This window comes from Paenibacillus xinjiangensis (assembly GCF_059686975.1).
Window position 1 is genome coordinate 36,534 of the sequence record NZ_JCAALS010000023.1, and the last position, 20,624, is coordinate 57,157.

The window sequence follows — 20,624 nt, forward strand, 5'->3', positions numbered from 1 at the left end:
AAGGGGGAATGTTGGATGATTGCCAGTTTCCTTATGGATCGATTCGCAAAGTTTGATTCACAACCATCGTTCGTCTGGCAAGACAAGGCGTATTCTTATGCATGGCTGGTCCAACAGGCTGCGCAGATGAAGCTTCAATTGCAGCAGGAAGGGATTGCCGGCAATGTTGTCTCATTAGAAGAGGATTATTCTCCTTACGCTGTAGCAGCCATGCTTGCATTGTTCGAGCAGGATTGCATCGTCTTACCGATAGACAAGAGGCTAGTCGAAGCCAAGAAGCTGGAGTATCTAGATATTGGGGAAGCTGAGAAGCGAATTCAAGCTGGAGAGAATGGTCTTCAGATCCGCTCGCATAGAGAAAGACCGCCGGAGCATCCCTTGCTGATCTCTTTGCTGCAGGAGGAAGTTGGAGGGTTAGTTATTTTCTCATCGGGCTCGACTGGGAAGAGCAAGGCTGCTGTTCATCGGCTTGATCGGCTGCTTCACAAATTTCAAACAGAAGGCCGAGCGAAGCGAACGATCCCATTCATGATGTTCGATCATATTGGGGGAATGAATACACTGCTTCAGACGCTGGCGAACGGGGGCTGTCTGTATATTCTGGAAGACCGATCCCCGGCGGAGGTATGCAAGACGATCGAGCAATACCGAGTTGAAGCGCTGCCCGTATCGCCAACCTTTCTTAATTTATTACTGCTAAGCGGGGTGTATCAGGACTTCGATTTATCCAGTCTAGAGGTCGTCTCTTATGGCTCTGAGGTGATGCCCGAAAATACGCTGACGGCATGGAATGCGCAGTTCCCAACAGTGAGAACTGTGCAAGCGTATGGCATGTCCGAGCTAGGCATTCTCCAGACCAAATCCAAAGGCTCCGACTCGCTCATGTTCTCCCTGAAGAACGATGAAGTACAGTTCCGAATCGTAGATGGGATGCTTGAGGTGAAGGCAGCGACAGCAATGGTTGGGTATCTGAACAGACCTGACCCGTTCACAGAGGATGGCTGGCTTCGGACAGGGGATGAAGTCGTTGCTGAAGGCGAATATATCCGGATTCTTGGTCGACGTTCTGAAATTATAAATGTAGGCGGAGAGAAGGTATATCCTGCCGAGGTTGAGAGTGTGCTGCAGCTCATTAGCGCTATCGAAGAGGTTGTTGTTAGTGCGGAGCCAAGCGGGATAACCGGACAGCTCGTCAAGGCGACGGTGAAGCTGCGAACGGAACGCGAGCATAGCCTGAGTGAGCTTAGACGCGAGATTTGGGATTTCTGTCGAGACAAGCTGCCTGCTCACAAAATCCCGCAAAAGATTGTCATTACAAGTGAGTCATTGGTGAGTGAGCGAATGAAAAAAATCAGGATGCCTCAGCAAGATGCTGCGAGCTACGAAAAAACCATTTGAGGAGTGGATTATATTATGCCAGTAACTACACAACGTTTTGCGAAAGAGCTCGAGCAGCTTCATCAAGATGGGTATGTATTGTTCAAAAACGTACTTAGCCCGCAGGAAGTGGCACTTGTTAAGGCCGGCATTCAGCAAGCGTTCGAGGGCAAAGACAGCACCGTTATGCTTCAAGGTCCAATGTTCGAGAAGGGTGAGGTGTTCGAGAACATCGTAGATCATCCTATCATCAGCGAATTTATCGAAGAGATTCTTGGACCGGACTGTCAGCTTAGCAGCATGAATGGCATGCGGACCTTGAAGAACACCGGCGTTAGCAAATGGCATGTGGATGAAGCCCTGTTCTTCCCGCTTCCCGTTGGCGTTGAGCTTGATCCTCGCATTCAAGTGCCAGTCTATTTAATGAACGGCCTGTATTATTTGGATGATATTACGGAGGATCTGGGTCCTACACAAGTAGTGCCTGGCTCCCACCGTGCAGGCAAGCATCTGGATTTCACGGAGGAAATCGAGTCTTACAAAGGACAAGAAGCAGTGTCTGTACTGGCAGAGGCCGGAGACTGCCTCGTATTCAACAGCCAAATATGGCATAGAGGCGCCAAGAACCAGAGTGATAGCCCTAGATATGTGCAGCAGATTATTTATCGCAAGAAATTCATTGTTCCCCACATGACTTATGACAATAACAGCTATTATCAAGTTCCAGATGAGATTGCACAGCGTGCGAATCCGCGCCGCAAGCGTCTAATGGGCTATAACGAAACGATCTTTTAAATTAATAATTCAGGTTTAGAACAAGGACAACAGGAGGTCTCGATCACAATCGGGATCTCCTGTTCTACAAGTGCTGATCCCCTAATATGCCGGTGCAATCGTTTCAATTCAAATAACGGAGGCGATTATGGTGTCTTTATTGATGAGGAAGCGTTATAGAGTTTCAACTTCTGTAAGTGGTGAGTCTCTATGTTGAACTCGAGCTGCTGCATTTATCAAATCGTAACCGACCGTTTCTATAATGGCGACAGTACAACGAACCCAGAAGGTCATTTGTTTAGTCCGGACGGCTCTAACTTGCGCAAATATTTGGGTGGCGATTGGCAAGGAACAATTCATCACATACAGGAGGGTTATTTCGCTGAGCTGGGTATTGGAGCGATACTCATCTCCCAGCCTGTCGAGAATGTGGCTACAAGCCTGCCAGATGAGCTTGGTACGACCTCTTATCATGGCTATTGGCCGAGGGACTTCTTGAAGCCTAATCCTTACTTCGGTACGATTGAACAATTCGATGAGCTAATTCGTGTGGCACACGCCAATCATATAAAAGTGCTAATTGATTTCACCCCTAATCACACTTCTCCTGCCCTAGAGACCGTATTGGACTATATGGAGAACGGTGTGCTGTACCATAATGGCGAGAAGCTGGCTTCCTATACAGGTGATACGGATCGTGTATTTCTGCATAATGGCGGCACTGATTTCCTTAGCTATGAGAATTCGGTCTATCGTAACTTGTATGACTTAGCCAGCTTTAATCATTTGAATCCACTCGTTGATCGTGTGCTGCGAGAGGGAATTGCCTTCTGGATTAACCGCGGGATAGACGGCATACGAATAGATGCTGCTAAGCATGTTCCACCAGGCTGGCTGAAATCCTTGACAGGCTATATCCATTCTATTAAACCAGTCTTTATATTCGGAGAATGGTTCTTGCTCGAGAAGGAAAGTCCTGCAGAGAATGCCAGCTTCGCCAATAGGAGCGGTATGAGCCTGCTGAACTTTCCCTTTTGCCATGCGGTTCGGCAAGCGCTGAATGGTGCTGAGGGCTTGCAATCACTTGCAGCTGTGTGGGAGGCGACCCAGAACCACTATACTTGGACTGATGATCAAGTGCTGTTCGTAGATAACCATGATATGTCAAGATTCACTGTAGAAGATACAAGACTGACTGACCTCGCGCTTGTCCTGCTGCTTACCTCCCAAGGAACGCCGATGATCTATTATGGGACGGAGCAGTACATGACAGGAGAGAGTGATCCAGAAAATCGCAGCATGATGATTTCCTTCGATCGAACGACTCCCGCCTTCCGGATTATTGCAAGATTAAGCAGGCTGAGGAGCAGCAATACGGCAGCTGCCTATGGAACCGTAAAAGTTCTTTATTGTGAGGAGAAGATAATCATATATGAGAAGCAGCAATCATCTGATATCCTCGTTGTTATGATTAATCTGAATGAAACTGCTGTGAATTCGATTGCTGTCGCTACAGCTCTTCCGGAGGGGGTGTATACAAGCGAGCTTGCCGAGGTATGGGCTTCCGGCGAGCTTAGGGTGGATGCGAGCGGGACGGCAATCGCTGCCATCCCGCCAAGCAGCGCATCGGTATATGCGATGACAAGCGTGAGCAGACCGGCGGAGCTATTCAGCTTTTATCCACGGATGACGGCATCTGGCAATACACTCCACCTCTATGGGAAAGGGCTTGGAGAAGCAGCCGGTCATGTCGTTATAGGTGGGAAATCAGCTAAGCTTATCTCGTGGGCAGCTGATACGATTACGGTAGAAATTCCAGTGTTAGCTGCGGGCTATCAGTCCATTCTTGTGACAACGAATAGGGGAGAGTGCTGCAGCTTAGCGTCCGATCTGGAGGTGTTAACGGATGTGCCGGTAACGGTCCGGTTTGTCGTAATGAATGCCCGCACGAATTATGGAGAGGATCTCTTCATGTCCGGCAATTTGTTCGAGCTGGGGGAATGGCAGCCTGATCGCTCGACAGGTCCTTTTTTTAACAACATTATGTATACCTACCCGACTTGGTATTACGATATTAGTCTTCCGGTTGGGAAGGAGATCGAGTTTAAGTTTTTCCGGAGAGATCGCTCTGGCAGAGTCATCTGGCAGGAAGGGGACAAACACAGCTTCACAGCCCCGATCGCGGGAACGAGTGAGGTTATTGTGCAGTGGTAACAGCTGCGGGTAGCGGCTAGCGATAGATCTAGCCGCTATCCTTTTTGTATTTTTCGATAATCGGTAGGCGAGCAGCCCAGCAATTTTTTGAACATTCTCGAGAAATAATACGGGTCATCGAGCCCAACCAAGCTCCCAATTTCTCTGATGCTTAGGTCAGAGAGGTCGAGCAATTGACTGGCACGCTGCATTTTCATCCGTAGAAAATAATCGATTGGCGGATACCCGGTAGCTTCATTAAATAAATGAATCAGATGCTGCTTGGATATGCCCGTATGCTTCGCGAGCTCAGGCAAAGTAATCGCGCCATCCACATGCTCAGCCATATACCCGATCGCTTGCTCCATGTATTGCTCTCGTCTCTCCTCCTTATGCGTCCGACTGGCGGATAACCCAATGACACTGATTAAATACCGCATCGTCTGTGCGATCTGGATGTGATGCGGAAGCGAGTAAGCTTTGGCGGTCAGCAGGTCATAGCATTGATCGAATAGCTCCGTAAACTTCATATAGCTGTTAAGCGGAATTTGCAGGGCAGCTGAGCCTAGGCTGAAGCTGTGAATGAATGCGGCAGCATCCTCTCCATTGAAGTGGAACCAATAGATGCTCCATGGATTGTCTGCTGCAGCTCCATAACGATGAGGTGTTCCTGCCGGGATGACGAAGAGCGAATGGGCCTTAAGCTGCACCTGCTTCTCGTTGTCCAGCTCAATATAGCCTTCTCCCTTCGAGCAATAGATCAGGATGAAGGAGTCACAGCCTTCAGCTCGTTCTCTATAATGATTGTAGGCAGTCGGGTAATAGCCGATGTCCGTCACATAGAAGGAGCGAATAAGTGGATGCGCGGTTAGTTCATTCACAACGTATTCGGGCACAATAAACAGCTTCTCTGCTTCCAATCGATCCTGTTTTTTGAATGCTGCCATTTGAGCCTACCCCCTGGTATATATCAATATATACATAAACGCTTGCTTGTCCAAAAATTGTCCAACATAATTCGGCTTACGTCAATCTCCATCTAATTGCAATGCCGTTGTAGAGCCTACCCTTCTCAAGCAGCCCATTTCATAGAATGTGTCATGTTCTGTGCCTTTGCGCGGACAACCTCGACCCTTGCTGCATATGATAGATTACAACTTGAGGAAAGAGGGGTGACGGGTGTTGCCGTCAGTCATATACTGCGCTGTATGTGCCTTTTTTGGCTCGATTATCACATTTGCTTTTGGAGGATGGATGGAATCTTTAACTCTATTAATAGTCGCAATGGGAATTGATTATGTGTCTGGTGTAGCCGCATCGATTAAAGAAGGCAGAGGTTTGAACAGCATGTTCGGTGCATGGGGATTAGCGCGCAAGGGACTGATGCTGCTCGTCATTCTGCTCGCTCACCGGGTCGATATTCTGTTGGGAACAGACAATGTCACGATGGGGGCAGCTATTTACTTCTATCTGGCTAATGAGTTTATTTCCATAACGGAAAACTACGGGAGACTCGGCCTGCCGATGCCGGAGAGCTTGCGCAAAATTATTCAAGTGTTAAAAGACAAGAAATAAGAGGTATGGCAGTTGCATAAAAGTGAGGTTCTTCGTTATAATAGGAACAAATGTTCTTATTCTGGAGGGGTTCGCAATGGCCACGAGTATCAAAGAAAATAAGGGCAATGCTTATACAGCTGTTCATCCACCTGTACAAACAGAGGAAGAGCTTGAGCTAGTTAAGCATTATGTGCTGCTCGGAATTGTAATGCGAATTCTGGATCATGACATACGTGTGATGGGGACAGCATCCATCAAGCTGCCTCGTTTGTATGAGTCCATGCTTAGAGCGGTCCAAGACCGTGTACTGCTCGATCTGGCTGATATCCGCCAACGATTCAGAGAGGCTGGCATTAAGCTGCCGGAGGAGCAGCGGGATAAGGAAGGTCTGCGTGCTTCCTATAGCTGCCGAGGTCGCTCGCATCAATTTGTTAGCGGATGGGGATTTCTGAAATCTGAATCAGAGCGTGTGCTTAAGCAATATTTACAGGGTTAACCAATAAAAGTTCATTGTTTTGCCATAATCTCCAAAAAAGTTTTCTCCATTCCAAAGTTTAAGGTTGAGAACTTCGGACGATCTTATGTAATATAAGAAGTAAACATTAAGATCGTAAAGGGGAGCACGTAGCAATGCACAAATGGATTATGTTCGTATTATTTACAGCGGCATCTCTTCTCGGGGTCTATTTGCTGACATTCGGCCTTCCGGAGAAGCCGGTTGATGAGACTGCATCGTTGCCACCAGGTACCGTAATGGTGAAGGTAGAAGCTAACAGCGATTTCACGTTCGGCGAGGAAGAATACAAAGTAAAAGTAGGAGATAAGGTTATTCTGAAGCTTCAGAATAAAACCGGTATCCACGGCATCAAAATTGACGAGCTTGGCGTAGATTTGAGCGGAGACAATCTCCAGACGGATCTCGAGTTCGACAAGCCAGGCGAGTATGAGATTCATTGCTCCATTCCTTGCGGAGCGGGTCATGCCGAAATGGTAACGAAGCTGATTGTTGAAGCAGCTTAAGAGCTTTAGAATAAGGAAAGAGGAGCCTTGCGGCTCCTCTTTCCTTATTCTAGCTTGTCTCAGAATCACGGCTGCGGCTTCGAGCAATAAGAATATCGGCGATGTAGCCGAGCAGCGCCCAGGATGCCACGGTTAATACATACATAAGCATGACACTAACGTCATGCACATTGACGAACATATCGACGAACCAAGCTGGAATGCTGAACATAAAGAACACGAAATTGTGCGGGTCATAGCCTGTTGAATTGAACAGACAGAGTGCCAGCCCGATAATCGCGGCTGCGATCGTAACCGGATAGCGCATAACGTACCGATCCTTTCTCAACTAGACATTGCCGTAATACGACTGCTTGGGTTATTATGTGACAAAAGGATAATTGCCATTCGAAGAAGGGAGCAACACCATAATGCTTACACATATCGTGTTTTTCAAATTAAAAGATGGAAGCGCAGAGAGCGTTGAGCGTACTGCCCAAGTACTAAGAAACATGGAAGGCCAGATCGAGGAGCTGAAGTCCATTGAGGTAGGTGTGGACGTGGTTCATTCGGAGCGCTCTTATCATATTGCACTCATCACGAAATTCGATTCGCTGGAAGGACTAGACGCTTACCAGGTTCATCCGGTACATAAAAAAGTGATCGAGCACATGTCTCAGGTGCGCGAGGCTTCTGTAAGCGTGGATTTTGAAAGCTAAAAAAGGGGCGTTAGCAATCCATGGGTGACGTATATCAGATGATGACCTATTTGCTCGTCATCATTGTGAGCAGCATTGTGATGGTGGCATGGCTCAAAATGAAAGCGAAGAACAAAAACAAAAAGCAAGGCTGAAAGCGGGTTGAACATTGATGTATTATGTGAATCGCGAACAGATTTCTGTCAGGCTGCAAGTCATACCTGATATTGCAGCAGCATTACAAGCACTAAGTCAGGATTGGCAAGGAAGCTTGCTGCAAGGCCTCGCTCAGGAGCGGGCACTGCATCTGGCAATAGAGACAGTAACAGATGTTGGAAGCTATCTTATTGATGGCTTCATATTGCGTGATGCGAGCAGCTACGAAGACATTATCGAGATTACTGGCGAGGCTGAAGCGTTCCCTAAGGAGCTCACTGTCCCCTTGATCGAGCTCGTGAAGCTTCGGAAGCCGCTGGTTCAAGATTATTTCACGTGGGCAAGGGAAGAGCTTCATCCAGCCGTTCGAGAGCTGCCTGAGCAGCTGCTTACCTTCAAGTCGGCAGTGGAGCAATATTTGGTACAGGAGCTAGGACAATAGTCGTTATAGATTTACGAAAACATCGAAATACGGTAAAATGGCCCTAATAAGCCTGCAAGGGTGGTGATGGGTTTGAAGCTGAATAAACAACGAACGGCAGGAATGGAGCCGGAAACACGAAGCGTCGATGGTTCTACTCGCCAGCGTATCATGCTTCTGCTCAAAACAAATGGCCGAATGGTTGCAGGGCAGCTATCCAGCGAGATCGGCTTAACCGAAATGGCGATAAGAAGACATATGTACGCGCTTGAGCGCGATGGCGTCGTTAACGTCGTATCAGTGAAGCAGCCAATGGGCAGACCGCTGCACGCTTTTGAATTGACGGAGCAGTCGGATGACCGTTTTCCCAAAAATTATGGGCTTCTAGCACTTGATTTGCTTGATGAGTTAGCTGAGGACCCGGATACGGTGAATCTTATCAATCGAATGTTCGAGGGTCGTAAGCAAAAGCTGCTTAAGCGGTACCAGCCGAGGATGGCAGATAAAACGTTAGAGCAGAAAGTGACTGAGCTTGCTGCTATACAGAATGCCGGTGGTTATATGGCAGCTATAGAGCGCGAAGAAGAAGGTCATTATATATTGAATGAATATAATTGTCCGATCGCACAGGTCGCTGGTCAATATCAACAGGCGTGCCATTGTGAGCTGTCACTGTTCCAATCTCTTCTGCAGACGCAGGTGGAGCGAACAGAATGTCTCGCCAAAGGCGGGAGCAAGTGCAGCTATCGGATCGGCAGTGCTTAAACCTCATAGCATAACGGGATAGCCAATGCACGAAATGTAGGGATAGGATCTCCTTACAATTCGTGCATTGGTTTTTTTTGTGCCCCTTGTGTCAAGACGAGCCCATGCTGCTTATAATGGCATTATGAAATGGGCATTCGCCCTTATTCGCTCGGAGGTGGCATCATGACGGCAATGGAATGGAGTACGCTGGCAGCAACTCTGGCGTTCATCGTATTGGTGAGCGGCTTGCTGCTCGGCATACGAGTGGCGCTAGCCCGGTTAGCCGCTATGCAGGTAACAGCAGAAGCCCTTCAACAGGACTTGAAGGCAGTAACCGTTAAGCTCAGCGGCTTGGCAGTGGAAGCGGAGCAGACAATTCACACGGCCCATGAGCAGCTTCAATCAGCCAATCGGTTGTTCGAAGCGGCAAGGCACATCGGAGATTCAATCGCGCATACGACTTCTGCAGTCAAGCGTGTTTCGGGGGTGTTAGCACAATCTGCAGAACAGCATGCAGAACGAGCGACAACCAAGCGCCAGATCGGCGAGGCACTTGAATGGGCGGAGGTTGGTATGGCAGCATGGCAGCTTTGGCAAACTAATCGAAAGCGCCATAATGAATCTGAGCAAGCGCAGAAGGGCGAAGGGTACCATAACAATGAAGGGAGCGAATAAGATGTCAACTCACAAACAAACGAAGGGCTTTCTAATTGGGGCACTGGCAGGTGGTGTTGTAGGTTCGATAACAGCCTTACTGCTAGCGCCAAAAGCTGGCAAGGAGCTTCGCCAGGATATAGCGGTTGGAGCAACGAAGGTACAGGAGACTACGGTAAAGGTAGCTGGTCAAGTAGGTGAAACGACTGGCCGCATTGCGAAGCAAATCGGAGATCAAGCGATTCAAGCAGCAGATAAGGCTAAGCATGCGGCTGGCAATGTCGTAGCCAGTGTGAAAAATTGGCGTCATGACGAGGCTGAGGATGTAATCATTACAGCTGGAGACAGCAGCGATGAAGCCGAGACAGCTGGGACGGTTACAGAGGAAGAGCAGCAATTGCAGACAATTAGCTAGTGTTCACGACTAAAGCCGGAATCTCACCCCCCTGAGATTCCGGCTTTTTACATAGCTGCTGGCATATCCGTAGTTCTCAAGGCGACACTTTAGCGAGCTTCCTTGAACCTTGTCCTTTTTTGCGTTAAGATGTAGGTACGTTTTTGTGCCTGTATTCATATGCTATTGAAGTCTTACGTCACAACAAACGACAATTCAGCTTAAGAAAGCGGTGTGTTTGTGCAGCAACCGATTGCGATACTAGACTCAGGCGTAGGCGGCTTAACCGTCGCGAGAGAGGTCATGCGCCAACTGCCGCGTGAGAAAATCATTTATTTTGGAGATACGGCTAGAGCACCATATGGTCCGAGACCTGCGGAGGAAGTCGTTCGTTTCACTCGTGAAATCGTTGATTATCTCATTCAATTTCGTCCTAAAATGATCGTTATAGCATGTAATACGGGTACGGCTTTTGCTCTGGAGGACATTCGCTCAAGAGTTAACATCCCTGTTGTAGGTGTGATTAATCCAGGTGCTAGAGCTGCTATCGGACGTACGGTAACCGGCTGTATCGGTGTTATTGGAACGGAAGGCACGATTAAGAGCGGTGCATACGAGCAAGCCCTTCGCGCGCTGTCTCCGAATGTGCATGTGATTAGTGAAGCTTGTCCGCTATTCGTTCCGCTTGTCGAGCAAGGGAATTTCCGCTCAACGGAAACCTATGATACGATCCGTAAGTCGATCGGACATCTGCGCCAGTATTCGATGGATAGCCTTATTCTGGGCTGCACCCATTATCCATTCCTCGCTGAAATGATTCAGGAGGTCATGGGCACGGGGATTAACCTAATCAGCTCAGCAGACGAGACTGCCCGTGAAGTGAGCACCATTCTTCATGACCAAGGAAAGCTGTCTCGTGGCGAAGAGCTGCCGATTCATCAGTTTTTCTGCAGTGGTGATCCCCGAATGTTCAAATCGATTGCTCAGCAGTGGCTGGGAGAACAAATTGAGCTTACACCAATCGTATGGCAAGTTCCCAAAATTGGATAATGAGCTGAAGGACTGCCTCAATGTCATGAGAATGACTAGGCAGTCTTTTTTTAATGGTTGCGAGCAGGCTAACGGATGATGGAATGACCCGCTTTTCTCCTGAATAGCATGTAAAGATGTGATTCTATGAGGAGCCGAGGTGCTGGAATGAGCGATAACGATAGAAGGTTCGAACGATATGGCTATGATGAAATGGCAGCGGATTGTGGGAGGCTTATGCAAGCTTATCCATTCATACGCGGACATGTCATCGGGCATAGTGTTCTTGGGAAGCCTATATTAGCCTTGCAGCTGGGTAATGGATCTAGAAAGGTACATATGAATGGATCATTCCATGCGAATGAATGGATAACCTCGGCCCTGCTTGTGAGATTCGCATATGATTATGCAAGTCGCTATCAATCGGACGGGGCGCTTAACGGTGAGCAGGCCAGCACTCTATTCAGCGAGGCTACCCTATGGCTTGTTCCCATGGTGAATCCAGACGGCGTGCAGCTGGCGCTTGACGGGCTCGGGGCTAGGCATCCATTCGAAGCTCAGCTGCTAGAGTGGAATGGGGGCTCACAGCAATTCGATCAGTGGAAGGCGAACGTGAGAGGCGTTGATCTTAATGATCAGTTCCCTGCCCATTGGGAGGAGGAAAGGCTGCGCCGAGGAACAGCTGGGCCAGGACCTCGCGATTATCCGGGACCATATCCGCTGAGTGAGCCGGAGGCAGCGGCTATGGCGAGATTAACCGAAAGACTACAATTCGACACAGTTATTGCTCTGCATACACAGGGAGAAGAAATCTATTGGAATTATCGGGGCTATGAGCCCTCTTATTCAGAGCAGCTCGCGAATCGGCTTGGCATAGCTAGCGGCTACAAGCCAGTTAAGCTAACAGGCAGTGATGCCGGCTATAAAGATTGGTTTATTGAACGGTTCAGACGGGCGGGGTTTACGGTAGAGGCTGGCCTTGGGGCTAATCCCCTTCCGGTAGAACAGTTCGAATCTATCTATGCGTCTATTCAGCCGCTGCTGGCCTTGGCGCTGCGCCTGCATCGGCAGAGCCAAGACGAGTAGGGAAAGGCTTAGATGCTTCAGCCGCACGGATATGGTATAATCAGGGGAAAAGGCGGTGTGGCTGATGCGTAAATTATTGTCGCTGAGACATTGGAGAAATACATTTGTGCGCATTTTTTATTTGCTGAAGTCCAAGGATGTCTCTTGGACGGATAAGCTGCTTTTTTCCGTACCTGTCCTCCTGTACTGGGTGCTGCCGGATGTTATGCCGTTCATGCCTATCGATGATATCGCTGTAACCATGCTGGCTGCAGAGTGGTTTGCTCGCAGAATGGAGAACAAGTATAATAGATAAATAAATTATGCCAAGACAGGCATTGTAAATGAAGAGGAGTGTATCAAGCATGAACTGCAAAATCACACGTAATGCTGCGAAAGTATTGAAGCTAGAGCTGGACAAGCCTGAGAATGAGGGCAAGCTGCTTCGTGTATATGTAACGCATGCGCATGGAGATCACGCGCATTATGGAATGGCAATTGATGAGCCGACAGATAAGGATATTGTCGTATCTACGGATAAAGATATTGATGTTATATTGGAGAAAGACAACGAGTTTTTGGACGGCGTTCGTGTAGATTATTTCTACGTGCCTGAAGAGGGTTTTGCTGTAACGAATCCATCCAAAGGGAATAATGGTGAGCACTAAGCCAAGTCCCGAGGCGGAGCAGAACAGGAAGAATAGTGATGGCTAACGATATTCGCGTATGCGACAAATGCAAACATATAGCATTGAAGACGGTTGTCCCTAAGCTGCAAAAGCTGGCACCTGATGCGGAGATTCGTGTCGGGTGCAAGTCCTACTGCGGGCCATGTGCCCGTTATGCATTCATATTTATTAATGGCCGCTATTTGAAGGCGGCAACGGAAGATGAAGCTATTGAGAAGGCGAAGCCATTCATTAAATAACACGAATGCGAGCCTAGCCTTGGCCTTGCTCATATAGAAACGGTGCTGTACGATGATAAGGTTAACAACCTGATTCGACAGCATCGTTTTTTTGCGTAGCTGCAATAAAGTAACCTTTATTGAGGTATTGAGGAGCAGGATGAGTATGAAACGAGGTATTCGATTATATTTTGCAGGTATAGTAGTATCGCTATTGTTCGTCGTATTTGCCCAGCTTATCTGGCTGCCTGCATCTATAGATCCTTCATCGGATGGCAAGCAGTGGATCGATCGGATTGATGGCTTGCTCTATGGGTTTGCTGTCATTCCACTTATATGGGGGGCAGGAGCGTGGGTCCGTAATAGAAGCTTGAATCAGGGTCAAGCGGGTGCCGCTGTACCTAGAGGCGGGGTTATGCTCTTCGCACTCAGGTACATAATCCTGGCACTGAGTACAGCTGCTGTCTTGTTGGTTGTTAGTAAGCCTGATCAAGTTATTGTTGTGCTAGGACTGATTATCGTTGACTTGTTGCTCGTGTTTGTCGATATGCTGTGGAGTGAAGCGGTAAGTGATCGTAAGAGTATTAGGCTTCCCAAACGAAGCTTACTGGGGCTTGTGCTGACAACTATCGTATTCGGGCTGTTGCTGTATCCAACTCCTTACAGGGTCACATACCCGGCTATGACGATGCCCATGAGTCGGTATGCGCAAGTAGAAGGAGGCTCGGCCAAAGGCAGCATTAGTGGTGTTCTCGTCTTTGAACGAGCAGCTTTCCCCGTTGATTTCTTGTATAGCCGGCTATTGCCTGAATATACATTCGAGCATATGGGCGAAGATGAGCCTCCGCTCACTGAGGCGTACACGCAGGTTGTTACGATGAAGACTAATGCAAATGATGTTGCAAGTGCTATTGCGATGCACAGGGCAGGGCTCGGCGGGGGTATCACGACGACGGGAGTGCGAGTGGTCTCACTAAGCTCAGATAGTGCTGCGGAGGGCTCGCTAGCTGCTGGAGATGTGATTAAGCAAATGAATGGTCACGTTGTCACCAATGTCGATCAACTTACAGCTTATATGATTGAGTCTGTGGGGCCAGGCAGTAAGGTGAATGTCGTGCTTATGCGAGGCAATGATCAGCTCGCTATTGAGGTGCCGACAATGCTGGCAGAAGCAACGGATACTATGCCCGAACGGCCTGTGTTCGGCATAGCGGTGGAGAATGAGCTCCACTTGGATATTCCGAAACATGTGGCATACAGACACTATATCGCTCATATTGGTGGCCCTTCGCATGGTGCTATGCTTACACTCGCGTTAATAGATCAGCTGACGCCTGGAGGAGTTACGCATGGCGTGCAAGTAGCAGGTACAGGGACAATTGAGCCTGATGGTTATGTTGGTCTAGTGGGGGGGATTCCACAGAAGGCTTATGCGGTGAGTCGAACGAATGCCGATGTCTTCTTCGTCCCGGCTGAATCGCTGCAGGCTGCGCAGAAGGCTGCGCCGGATTTACTCATCGTGCCCGTACAAACCATAGACGATATTACCGAGTGGCTGGCAGAGCATCCGAAAGAATAGAAGTCGAGCACATAGAAAACAAAGCCTGGCCCTTCCACCGCATGGTTATGCAGCAGGAAGAGTCAGGCTTGTTTTATGGGGAGGAGCCGAACGTATCGACTGCCTCTGTCTGGTTCCCTGAGTTAGCTTCAACAGCTCGCAGGCTTGAGAAGGAAGCGATGAGATCATGTACGACAATCTGATCCGACATCATAAGCTCTGAACGTGCATCGTCGACAGCACTAAGACAAGGGGCAAGATCGCCTACGGCATTCTCTGCAATATTCCAGCATGCTCCGTTCGCTGCTACCCCATCGCTAGATGGGACATAGTAGATTGTACCGTCTGTAAAGGCCCCGCTTCGCTGAACGACAAGCTTCTTGCCCACCTGCTCATGAGCGGTTATTAATGGAGTCCCAATAAGCGTCTGGTCTGCTGTAGATATGCCAAGCAAGTGCATAATGGTCGGTGTAATGTCGATTTGACCGCCTACATTGGAGTGAGTGCCTGCATAGGCGCCATCGGGCAAGTGCAGGATGAAAGGCACCTGCTTCAGCACCATTTGCCGCTCCAGCTCGCTCAGTGGCTTACCGAGGAAAGTCTCGAACATGCTCCAATCCTTAATGGAGTTATCATGATCGCCATACAGGGCGAATATGGTGTTATTCCACAATCCTTCCGCTTTCAATCGCTCAATTAGAGCTCCTAATGATTGATCCAGGTAGTGAATGGATTGCAAGTAATCACCCATGATTGTGCCCTCTAGCTCGCCAAGCATTAGCTTCTGCTCATCCTTCGGGATCGTATAAGGGTGGTGACTAGACAATGTAATAAGGAAGGAATAAAAAGGCTGCTGCTGCTCCCCCAATACATCCATCGATTGCCGGAGGAAGGACTGATCGCCTAGTGACCATCCGATTGGCTCATCTATGTTGAAATGCTTCTTGCTGTAGAAGGTATCGTAATTCATATTCGCATACATCGTATTCCGATTCCAGAAGCCGCCTTCATAAGCGTGGAAGACAGAAGTCGTGTAGCCCTGATCCTTCAGCGTTTGTGGCATGCAATTGAAGCTATGGTTAGCGTACTGAATAAATACAGAGCCATTGGTGACTGGCTGCAGCGAGCAATTGCTTAGAAAATCCGCATCAGAGGTGCGGCCTTGAGCGGTCTGATGATAGAACTGATTGAAATAAGCACTTTCTTTCATGAGCTTATTCATAATCGGCGTAACTTCCTGACCGCCAATAGAACGGCCTATCATGAAATTCTGCAAGGCTTCAGCCTGAATCATAATGACATTGCTGCCCTTATAAGCCCCGAAGGCAGGGTCCTCCTCCAGCCGTTTGCGGATGTCGCCCTTCGCCCCAGTCCATGCCAGAGCCTCTGCCGTAGCCTCGGCAGATACCACTTCTGACTCAAGCCAATGCTGCTTCGCATAGCGATACATGTCATAGCCATGGAAGCCAACAATTCCTGTCACGTTATAGAGAGATACATTCCACCAGTTGCCGTCGAATAGTCCGATTGCCCAAGTGCGCTTGGCTTCGCTGATATTCGTAATGGAGAGCGAGAAGCCCAGTGTGAATATAAGGATACTTAATATGCCGCGAATGGCTGCTTGCCGCCACATTGGGGTGCGACGTGGTATTCCGAACGTATCCTGAAGATCAGAGCGGCCTCTCCAGATTGTATATGCTGCGAATGGCAGTATGAGCAGCCAGTCCGCGAACAGCCATAGATCCTTCATATGCAGCAATGTGCCGATGCTCTCGCCAAGCGAGTCAACTTGACTTGCCTGCATAAGAACAGGGACAGATATAAAGTCTTGGAAATAGCGGAAATATATCAGATCCGCATAAATGACAAGTGTTAATAGGATACTGATGCTCATGAGAGCGATGACTCGTCCCCTGGTAGGAAGCCAGATTGTCCAGAAGCTGAGTAGCATCAGAGTGCCAACTGCTACAGTTGCATCATACACATCCATCCTCATATTCGGCACCCTAATGATCCCGTCGAACACAAACAGCTTGATCAGCATCCCTATAAAAAACAACAAGACGTCGATGGCCTTCAGACGCTCGAAGGTCTCGAGCGTCTTCCGCATCACACGTCGTGCAATATGTTGCTCTGCAACAGCATTCATACAACAAGTATTCCTTTCATCAAGCAGAAATTCGATTAACGGCGAGGAGGCAGTGGACCAAAGAACTGATAGAAGTCACATTGGATGCGGCCATTATAGAGCTTGCGCTTCTTGTCCGCAGGCCGAGTGAAATAATGCTCGACTGTCGTTGATGGGCTGATTGCAAAAAATGACCATGTCGGAAGATGAAGCGAAGACAGTCCGAATTGCCTTAGGGCTGCTTCTGCAGATTGGTCATCTCCGAGTCTTTCACCATACGGCGGATTCGTGATGATTACGCCATAATCACCTTCAGGCTTGATCTTGGCAACCGGAAGAACGTTAAGCTTGATGTCTTTGGCGAAGCCGGCTTTCTTGACAGCAGCTTGAGCGATCTCGATAGCATAAGGATCAATATCAGAGCCTGCAATCTGCAGTGGAATGGAATCCTTCACCGCATCGAAGGCTTCTTCGCGTGCTTGCTCCCACAGCTTATTAGGGACAAGCGGCCAGCCTTCGCTATTGAAGGTGCGGCGAAGTCCAGGGGCGATATTCCATGCGATCATCGCTGCTTCAATAAGAATGGTGCCGGAGCCGCAGAACGGATCGTACAACGGACGTTCAGGACGCCAGCGGCTAAGCTGAACGAGTGCTGCTGCCATCGTCTCCCGAATAGGCGCTTCTGTTGACGAAGTACGGTAGCCGCGCTGGTGCAGGCCTGCGCCTGTTGTATCGAGCGTAAGCATTGCTCGGTCATTCATCAGCGTGACTTCAATAACGTAACGGCCAGCATCCTCATGGAACCACTCGACGCCGTAACGCTCCTTCATTTTCTCAACAACCGCTTTTTTTACGATGCTCTGGCAAGCGGGTACGCTAGTTAGCTGTGATTTCTGTGAGCGCCCGTCAACGGGGAACTCACCATCCTCTGGAATCCATTCCGGCCAGTCCAATGCTTTCGTTCCTTCGAACAGCTCATCGAAGGTAGTAGCATGAAATTCGCCCATGTTGACCAGTATACGCCCAGCAGAACGAAGCCATAAGTTCGTACGGCAAATATCGATCGGCTCACCAGTGAAGCGGACGCGTCCATTCTCCACCTGAAGATCGGTATAACCAAGCTCTTTGAGTTCTCTGGCGACAACCGCCTCGAGGCCCATAGGCGCGGTTGCAATCAGCTTTAATGTTGTCATAAGTGTCTATTCTCTCCTTAATTGTGAAAACGCAGTTGTATCCTCACGGTCAAAATCATACAATCAAGTATAGGACAAAGCAGGTGGCTTTTACAAACTGTAATATTGGAGCGAGTACAATTATGGTAACAGATGAGCAATATGTGGACGGGCTTTATGGCGAAGATACGGATCTGATCCGAACAAAAGAAGGAATTGCAGCTAACGGTTTGCCGGATATTTCGATATCAGACGGCTATGGAAGGCTGTTAACGATGCTGGTTGCCATGTCGGGCGCTAAGCAGGCGCTGGAGATAGGAGCACTTGGTGGCTATAGCGGCATATGCATAGCAAGAGGGCTAGGCAAGGGGGGGCGGTTAACCTCCCTTGAATTGAAGGCCGATTATGCGGAGCTGGCGCTTAAGCATATGGGGGAAGCGGGCTTCGGTGAAGCAGTCGAATATAAGGTAGGGGATGCGCGTAACAGCCTTGCTGAGCTGGCCCAGGAGGGACGCAAATTCGACTTCTTCTTCATCGATGCGGACAAGGAAGGCTACCCCATCTACTTGAATTATGCGATTGAGCTGGCGAATCCCGGTGCCGTCATTGTTGGAGACAATATTCTGCTGAGAGGGCGCACAACGGATCCTGCAAAAGCGGGTCCTGCGGTTAAGGCTGTACGTGCCTTTAATGAAACGATTGCCTCAGATGAACGTCTGCTCAGTACAGTGCTTCCTGGCTATGACGGACTTGCGATTGCGATTGTGAAGTAAAGACGTCTTGTATTATGTATGGGTTGGTATGGGTTGACGCTTGCATACAGCCTCTACTATAATGAAATGGAAATTCATTAACGTAAGTGCGAGAGGAACAGGTGTCCGAGGAACATGGAACATTAATCTTATTATTCAGACGCTTAATTGAAACGATGTGTTGGTTTCTTTTCTGAAGATAGGATTATTATGCCCATTTCTGGATGTCTACGTCTTGTTGCCGCTTACAGTGCTAACGAGTATGTTTATTAGGGCTTGCCGCTAATGGCTAATAATCCTCTTCAGATCGATTGATTTTAATTCGACTGAGGAGGTTTTTTGTTTATGACAACATTACTAACGGCGAATCATCTGAAAATAACGAACGGCGATCAACTATTATGCGCTTTGGAGGGGACTTGGCAGCTCGGCAGGCGGGAGAGGGTCGGTATTATTGGCCTTAATGGCGTAGGCAAGTCGACACTTCTCGCTGTATTAGCCGGACGTCTTGAGCCCGAGGAAGGAAGCGTACAGCGCTTCTGCTCACTGGCTGAGATGAAACAAGCTGCTGGTGCGCGAGGGACAACGCTCGAGGTGAACACATGGCATGGGGCTATCGGAGGAGATGCGGCAAAACGCTGGAGAGCGCTAGAGCCTGAAGAAGCAGCTGCTCATGGTAGTGGAGGCGAGCGAACGAGATTGGCTATTGCGGAGCTGTTCGCGAGCGGGGCCGAGCTGCTCCTCGCCGATGAACCGACAAGCCATTTGGACGAGACGGGCATCAAGCAGCTTGAGGCAGCCTTCCAAGCCTATGAGGGCTCGATCCTCTTCGTGTCTCACGACCGGCAGCTGCTGGATTCCGTGTGCACTTCCATTATTGCGCTCGAAGATGGGCGGATGATGATCTATAGAGGGAACTATTCAGACTATCGCAAAGAGCATGAAGCACGGCGTGAACGGGCGATATACGAATATGAGCAGTATGCAGATGAGAAGGAGAGGCTGGAGCGGGCGCTCAATGCAGTTCGCCAATCATCGAAGTCGATGAAGAAAAAGCCCTCCCGCATGAGCCACAAAGAAGCGAACTTGGGTAAAGCAGGCGCTCGTTCGAAGCAGGCTAAGATCGACAGCGCTGCAAGAACTATCCAGAGCCGTATCGACAAGCTGGAAGTGAAGCATAAGCCAAGGGAAGCAGACATTCCTCTATTCGATGCTGCTGTACATGAGCCCTGTCGCAGCAAGCACGTCCTGAGGCTGGAGGAGCTGACCTTCACACTGCCTGAGCGCAAGCTCTTTGAGCGTTTAAGTCTGGAGGTGCGGCCAGGTATGCGTATAGCGATTACGGGAGTTAACGGAGCAGGCAAAACAACACTTCTGCGACTTATTCATGAGGGGGCTGCAGGAGTCGTGAAGGCGCCTGCCTGCCGAATCGGTTATTTTCGTCAGGATCTGTCGCTGCTCGATGAGTCCAAGAGCATTCTAGACAATGTGCTGTCTACCTCTATCTATAGTGATACGCATGTCCGAACGGTGCTGGCCCGAACGCTGTTCAAAGGCGAGGATGTGTTCAAGCCTGCTGGTATGCTAAGTGGTGGTGAGCGGGTGAAGGCTGCTCTTGCCAAGCTGTTCCTCGGTCCCTACAATACTCTTCTAATCGATGAGCCTACGAATTACTTGGATATCTATGCAAGAGAGCAGCTCGAGGAGACGCTTCGTGAATACCCAGGAACGATACTATTCGCTTCACATGACCGAAGGCTCACTCAGGTGAGCGCTACGCATACACTCATGCTAGGTGGAGGCGGGGAGTGGAGAATAAGTGAAGGAGGCAGAGCTGGCTCTGGAGTCGGTGAAGCACAAGCAGAGTCGGAGAACGACCAAGATTATGCCATGCAGCTGCTGCGATTGGAGTACGAGCTCGCAGAAACCATCGGCAGGCTCTCCATTCCTTCTTCTAATGACGATAAGGAGCAGCTGGAGCGAAGATTCCAAGAGCTGCTGACCCAGAAGCGCGAATGGCTACAGAAATAAATGGAGTTATAT

Annotated in this window: 23 protein-coding genes; 19 read left to right on the forward strand and 4 right to left on the reverse strand. The window is 49.0% G+C overall.

Going from position 1 to position 20,624, the window contains the following annotated elements:
* Positions 1-15: 15 nt before the first annotated feature.
* The 3 genes from AC6ESP_RS21060 to AC6ESP_RS21070 all read left to right on the forward strand — a co-directional run bounded on the left by AC6ESP_RS21060 (position 16) and on the right by AC6ESP_RS21070 (position 4,365).
* A complete protein-coding gene (locus tag AC6ESP_RS21060) occupies positions 16-1,398 on the forward strand; it encodes an ANL family adenylate-forming protein (RefSeq protein ID WP_497098710.1) in 1,383 nt (460 codons plus the stop codon).
* A gap of 15 nt (positions 1,399-1,413) precedes the next feature.
* Positions 1,414-2,172, forward strand: a complete 759-nt coding sequence (locus AC6ESP_RS21065; RefSeq protein ID WP_497098711.1) for a phytanoyl-CoA dioxygenase family protein — start codon at positions 1,414-1,416, stop codon at positions 2,170-2,172.
* Positions 2,173-2,361: 189 nt separating this feature from the next.
* Entirely contained in the window at positions 2,362-4,365 is a 2,004-nt protein-coding gene (locus AC6ESP_RS21070) for an alpha-amylase family glycosyl hydrolase (protein WP_497098712.1), read from the forward strand.
* A gap of 35 nt (positions 4,366-4,400) precedes the next feature.
* Here the strand turns inward: AC6ESP_RS21070 and AC6ESP_RS21075 are convergent, their stop codons facing one another.
* Positions 4,401-5,291, reverse strand: coding sequence for a helix-turn-helix domain-containing protein (locus AC6ESP_RS21075; protein WP_497098713.1), 891 nt, complete (start codon positions 5,289-5,291; stop codon positions 4,401-4,403).
* 235 nt (positions 5,292-5,526) lie between these two features.
* On the opposite strand from AC6ESP_RS21075, the gene AC6ESP_RS21080 reads away from it, so the two are divergent.
* From AC6ESP_RS21080 to AC6ESP_RS21090, 3 genes are all read left to right on the forward strand, one after another.
* Complete coding sequence (locus AC6ESP_RS21080; RefSeq protein ID WP_497098714.1) at positions 5,527-5,919, forward strand: phage holin family protein; 393 nt, start codon at positions 5,527-5,529, stop codon at positions 5,917-5,919.
* A 76-nt stretch (positions 5,920-5,995) separates the two neighbouring features.
* The gene (locus AC6ESP_RS21085) at positions 5,996-6,397 is read left to right on the forward strand and encodes a YhjD family protein (protein WP_497098715.1); all 402 of its coding nucleotides are present in this window, start codon (positions 5,996-5,998) and stop codon (positions 6,395-6,397) included.
* Positions 6,398-6,531: 134 nt separating this feature from the next.
* Positions 6,532-6,921 carry a cupredoxin domain-containing protein gene (locus AC6ESP_RS21090; protein ID WP_497098716.1) on the forward strand — a complete coding sequence of 130 codons (390 nt, stop codon included), beginning with the start codon at positions 6,532-6,534 and terminating at the stop codon, positions 6,919-6,921.
* A 49-nt stretch (positions 6,922-6,970) separates the two neighbouring features.
* Here the strand turns inward: AC6ESP_RS21090 and AC6ESP_RS21095 are convergent, their stop codons facing one another.
* Positions 6,971-7,249 carry a hypothetical protein gene (locus tag AC6ESP_RS21095; protein ID WP_497098717.1) on the reverse strand — a complete coding sequence of 93 codons (279 nt, stop codon included), beginning with the start codon at positions 7,247-7,249 and terminating at the stop codon, positions 6,971-6,973.
* 82 nt (positions 7,250-7,331) lie between these two features.
* Here AC6ESP_RS21095 and AC6ESP_RS21100 point away from each other — a divergent pair, with 82 nt between their 5' ends.
* The 11 genes from AC6ESP_RS21100 (at position 7,332) to AC6ESP_RS21150 (ending at position 14,550) form a co-directional block, all read left to right on the forward strand.
* On the forward strand, positions 7,332-7,619 hold the full coding sequence (locus tag AC6ESP_RS21100; RefSeq protein ID WP_497098718.1) for a Dabb family protein: 288 nt from the start codon (positions 7,332-7,334) through the stop codon (positions 7,617-7,619).
* Between the two features lie 151 nt (positions 7,620-7,770).
* Positions 7,771-8,196: a DUF86 domain-containing protein gene (locus tag AC6ESP_RS21105; RefSeq protein ID WP_497098719.1), complete on the forward strand. Its 426-nt coding sequence runs from the start codon at positions 7,771-7,773 to the stop codon at positions 8,194-8,196.
* A gap of 66 nt (positions 8,197-8,262) precedes the next feature.
* Entirely contained in the window at positions 8,263-8,940 is a 678-nt protein-coding gene (locus tag AC6ESP_RS21110) for a helix-turn-helix transcriptional regulator (RefSeq protein WP_497098720.1), read from the forward strand.
* A gap of 165 nt (positions 8,941-9,105) precedes the next feature.
* On the forward strand, positions 9,106-9,597 hold the full coding sequence (locus AC6ESP_RS21115) for a hypothetical protein (protein ID WP_497098721.1): 492 nt from the start codon (positions 9,106-9,108) through the stop codon (positions 9,595-9,597).
* 1 nt (position 9,598) lies between these two features.
* Positions 9,599-9,991: a YtxH domain-containing protein gene (locus AC6ESP_RS21120; protein WP_497098722.1), complete on the forward strand. Its 393-nt coding sequence runs from the start codon at positions 9,599-9,601 to the stop codon at positions 9,989-9,991.
* Between the two features lie 219 nt (positions 9,992-10,210).
* A complete protein-coding gene (gene racE, locus AC6ESP_RS21125; protein ID WP_497098723.1) occupies positions 10,211-11,020 on the forward strand; it encodes a glutamate racemase in 810 nt (269 codons plus the stop codon).
* Positions 11,021-11,167: 147 nt separating this feature from the next.
* Positions 11,168-12,085 carry a M14 family metallopeptidase gene (locus AC6ESP_RS21130; RefSeq protein WP_497098724.1) on the forward strand — a complete coding sequence of 306 codons (918 nt, stop codon included), beginning with the start codon at positions 11,168-11,170 and terminating at the stop codon, positions 12,083-12,085.
* Between the two features lie 64 nt (positions 12,086-12,149).
* Complete coding sequence (locus AC6ESP_RS21135; RefSeq protein WP_497098725.1) at positions 12,150-12,380, forward strand: hypothetical protein; 231 nt, start codon at positions 12,150-12,152, stop codon at positions 12,378-12,380.
* Between the two features lie 49 nt (positions 12,381-12,429).
* On the forward strand, positions 12,430-12,732 hold the full coding sequence (locus AC6ESP_RS21140; protein WP_497098726.1) for an iron-sulfur cluster assembly accessory protein: 303 nt from the start codon (positions 12,430-12,432) through the stop codon (positions 12,730-12,732).
* A 38-nt stretch (positions 12,733-12,770) separates the two neighbouring features.
* Complete coding sequence (locus AC6ESP_RS21145) at positions 12,771-12,992, forward strand: YuzB family protein (RefSeq protein ID WP_497098727.1); 222 nt, start codon at positions 12,771-12,773, stop codon at positions 12,990-12,992.
* 145 nt (positions 12,993-13,137) lie between these two features.
* Complete coding sequence (locus AC6ESP_RS21150) at positions 13,138-14,550, forward strand: PDZ domain-containing protein (protein WP_497098728.1); 1,413 nt, start codon at positions 13,138-13,140, stop codon at positions 14,548-14,550.
* Positions 14,551-14,623: 73 nt separating this feature from the next.
* On the opposite strand, the gene AC6ESP_RS21155 is transcribed toward AC6ESP_RS21150, so the two are convergent.
* Together AC6ESP_RS21155 and AC6ESP_RS21160 are read right to left on the reverse strand one after the other, a co-directional pair.
* Positions 14,624-16,678 (reverse strand): LTA synthase family protein, encoded by a 2,055-nt coding sequence (locus AC6ESP_RS21155; RefSeq protein ID WP_497098729.1) that lies wholly within the window; start codon positions 16,676-16,678, stop codon positions 14,624-14,626.
* A 35-nt stretch (positions 16,679-16,713) separates the two neighbouring features.
* Entirely contained in the window at positions 16,714-17,850 is a 1,137-nt protein-coding gene (locus tag AC6ESP_RS21160; protein WP_497098730.1) for a THUMP domain-containing class I SAM-dependent RNA methyltransferase, read from the reverse strand.
* Positions 17,851-17,972: 122 nt separating this feature from the next.
* Between AC6ESP_RS21160 and AC6ESP_RS21165 the strand changes: the two genes are divergently transcribed.
* Complete coding sequence (locus tag AC6ESP_RS21165) at positions 17,973-18,602, forward strand: O-methyltransferase (RefSeq protein ID WP_497098731.1); 630 nt, start codon at positions 17,973-17,975, stop codon at positions 18,600-18,602.
* 324 nt (positions 18,603-18,926) lie between these two features.
* Positions 18,927-20,612 carry a ribosomal protection-like ABC-F family protein gene (gene abc-f / locus AC6ESP_RS21170; protein WP_497098732.1) on the forward strand — a complete coding sequence of 562 codons (1,686 nt, stop codon included), beginning with the start codon at positions 18,927-18,929 and terminating at the stop codon, positions 20,610-20,612.
* The last annotated feature ends 12 nt before the right edge of the window (positions 20,613-20,624 follow it).

Bases quoted from the DNA above. Each gene is read 5' to 3' on its own strand.
- AC6ESP_RS21060 (WP_497098710.1), top strand. From the start codon at position 16: ATGATTGCCAGTTTCCTTATGGATCGATTCGCAAAGTTTGATTCACAA.
- AC6ESP_RS21065 (WP_497098711.1), top strand. From the start codon at position 1,414: ATGCCAGTAACTACACAACGTTTTGCGAAAGAGCTCGAGCAGCTTCAT.
- AC6ESP_RS21070 (WP_497098712.1), top strand. From the start codon at position 2,362: ATGTTGAACTCGAGCTGCTGCATTTATCAAATCGTAACCGACCGTTTC.
- AC6ESP_RS21075 (WP_497098713.1), bottom strand. From the start codon at position 5,291: ATGGCAGCATTCAAAAAACAGGATCGATTGGAAGCAGAGAAGCTGTTT.
- AC6ESP_RS21085 (WP_497098715.1), top strand. From the start codon at position 5,996: ATGGCCACGAGTATCAAAGAAAATAAGGGCAATGCTTATACAGCTGTT.
- AC6ESP_RS21090 (WP_497098716.1), top strand. From the start codon at position 6,532: ATGCACAAATGGATTATGTTCGTATTATTTACAGCGGCATCTCTTCTC.
- AC6ESP_RS21100 (WP_497098718.1), top strand. From the start codon at position 7,332: ATGCTTACACATATCGTGTTTTTCAAATTAAAAGATGGAAGCGCAGAG.
- AC6ESP_RS21105 (WP_497098719.1), top strand. From the start codon at position 7,771: ATGTATTATGTGAATCGCGAACAGATTTCTGTCAGGCTGCAAGTCATA.
- AC6ESP_RS21110 (WP_497098720.1), top strand. From the start codon at position 8,263: ATGGGTTTGAAGCTGAATAAACAACGAACGGCAGGAATGGAGCCGGAA.
- AC6ESP_RS21115 (WP_497098721.1), top strand. From the start codon at position 9,106: ATGACGGCAATGGAATGGAGTACGCTGGCAGCAACTCTGGCGTTCATC.
- AC6ESP_RS21120 (WP_497098722.1), top strand. From the start codon at position 9,599: ATGTCAACTCACAAACAAACGAAGGGCTTTCTAATTGGGGCACTGGCA.
- AC6ESP_RS21130 (WP_497098724.1), top strand. From the start codon at position 11,168: ATGAGCGATAACGATAGAAGGTTCGAACGATATGGCTATGATGAAATG.
- AC6ESP_RS21135 (WP_497098725.1), top strand. From the start codon at position 12,150: ATGCGTAAATTATTGTCGCTGAGACATTGGAGAAATACATTTGTGCGC.
- AC6ESP_RS21140 (WP_497098726.1), top strand. From the start codon at position 12,430: ATGAACTGCAAAATCACACGTAATGCTGCGAAAGTATTGAAGCTAGAG.
- AC6ESP_RS21145 (WP_497098727.1), top strand. From the start codon at position 12,771: ATGGCTAACGATATTCGCGTATGCGACAAATGCAAACATATAGCATTG.
- AC6ESP_RS21150 (WP_497098728.1), top strand. From the start codon at position 13,138: ATGAAACGAGGTATTCGATTATATTTTGCAGGTATAGTAGTATCGCTA.
- AC6ESP_RS21155 (WP_497098729.1), bottom strand. From the start codon at position 16,678: ATGAATGCTGTTGCAGAGCAACATATTGCACGACGTGTGATGCGGAAG.
- AC6ESP_RS21160 (WP_497098730.1), bottom strand. From the start codon at position 17,850: ATGACAACATTAAAGCTGATTGCAACCGCGCCTATGGGCCTCGAGGCG.
- AC6ESP_RS21165 (WP_497098731.1), top strand. From the start codon at position 17,973: ATGGTAACAGATGAGCAATATGTGGACGGGCTTTATGGCGAAGATACG.
- abc-f (WP_497098732.1), top strand. From the start codon at position 18,927: ATGACAACATTACTAACGGCGAATCATCTGAAAATAACGAACGGCGAT.